Raw genomic sequence first — 1121 nt, 5'->3', positions numbered from 1 at the left:
TTTAAAAAACGACATGTTTCCATAAAAATTTTCTTTTCACTTATATAGATCCGCTAAGGCAACAAAAACGACATCCTCTTCCTAAAAATTTTTCTTCTCACTTAAATAATGCCGCTCACACCCTAAATCGGACACTTTTCAGAAAAAATTATCTCTCTACTTTAAATAGTGCCGCTCGCATACTGAAAACGACAGGTTTCGAAAAAAAAATAAAAAAGGCGATACTGTTTGCCGCCAGTACCGCCTTACATGGTCACATCTATTTTTCTATTAGTTTAAATAGGAAATCCATCACGTTCATATTTGGTAGAGCTGCCAACTCTATTCGATTCCCTCCTAAAACGCCTAATTGTACCACGCAATCCCCTAATTCTTCGGATTCAATTAAACATTTCGTTTCATATATATAGAAGCCTTCTTCGTCTGCCGTAACGAAGTAAGTTTCGTCTAATGCTAGTCCTTTTATAGATTCCGTTTCATATTCGCCGTCGTCATATTCATACTTACAATTCGTAACAAAGACTTCACCAGGTTTAATTTGCATCGTATTCCCCTCCGATATAATCCACTTGGTCGGACTAATGTAATCTCGCACAATACATACCTACCAAATATGCACTCCACGTCACCACACCTTCGCATTTAAGATCGCAACTGATACGCCCTTGCCCTCGACGTACCAACCTACGACCACCTCGTTAGTTAAACCCTTAAGCCAGCGCCACCTGCTACTCTACTGATTTATCTGAACGCCGTCCTCCGCATGTTTGCCGTCACGCTTCAATAGACGGAATGAATTCGCTTATTAACTACTTCCAAAATAACTCTTCAAATTCCGCATATCTTAGCTCGTCGCAACCATATTGAGTATTCGGATTTACATGCGGAAATAACTCTTTAAATTGTTGCGGTGAAATATTTACGGATCTTTCCGTCTCCGAGATATAAACGTTGTACCAACCTACGATTGTCTTACGATAATATACCTGTACCTTTTGTTCGATTTCTAATAACGCTCCCATTTTCGATTCCTCCATTTTATAAAATATGCGCTATAAACATATCGATAGCGTACAACGTGCCGCCTACGCCAAAAACTCCATAATACCAAGTGCGATCAG

At 39.3% G+C, this 1121-nt stretch carries 2 protein-coding genes and 1 pseudogene; all 3 read right to left on the bottom strand.

Annotated elements, in window-relative coordinates:
• Nucleotides 1-259 precede the first annotated feature (259 nt).
• Nucleotides 260-544: a hypothetical protein gene (locus V7183_RS24145; protein WP_335361100.1), complete on the bottom strand. Its 285-nt coding sequence runs from the start codon at nucleotides 542-544 to the stop codon at nucleotides 260-262.
• A gap of 265 nt (nucleotides 545-809) precedes the next feature.
• The gene (locus V7183_RS24140; protein ID WP_335361099.1) at nucleotides 810-1022 is read right to left on the bottom strand and encodes a hypothetical protein; all 213 of its coding nucleotides are present in this window, start codon (nucleotides 1020-1022) and stop codon (nucleotides 810-812) included.
• Nucleotides 1023-1038: 16 nt separating this feature from the next.
• A pseudogene (locus tag V7183_RS26085) lies at nucleotides 1039-1121 on the bottom strand (DUF3961 domain-containing protein); the annotation flags it as partial.

This window comes from Bacillus sp. JJ1127 (assembly GCF_036965845.1).
Classification (GTDB): Bacteria; Bacillota; Bacilli; order Bacillales; family Bacillaceae_G; genus Bacillus_A.
The sequence above is the reverse complement of the archived record's forward strand: the minus strand, read 5'-3'. Positions and strand labels throughout refer to the sequence as shown.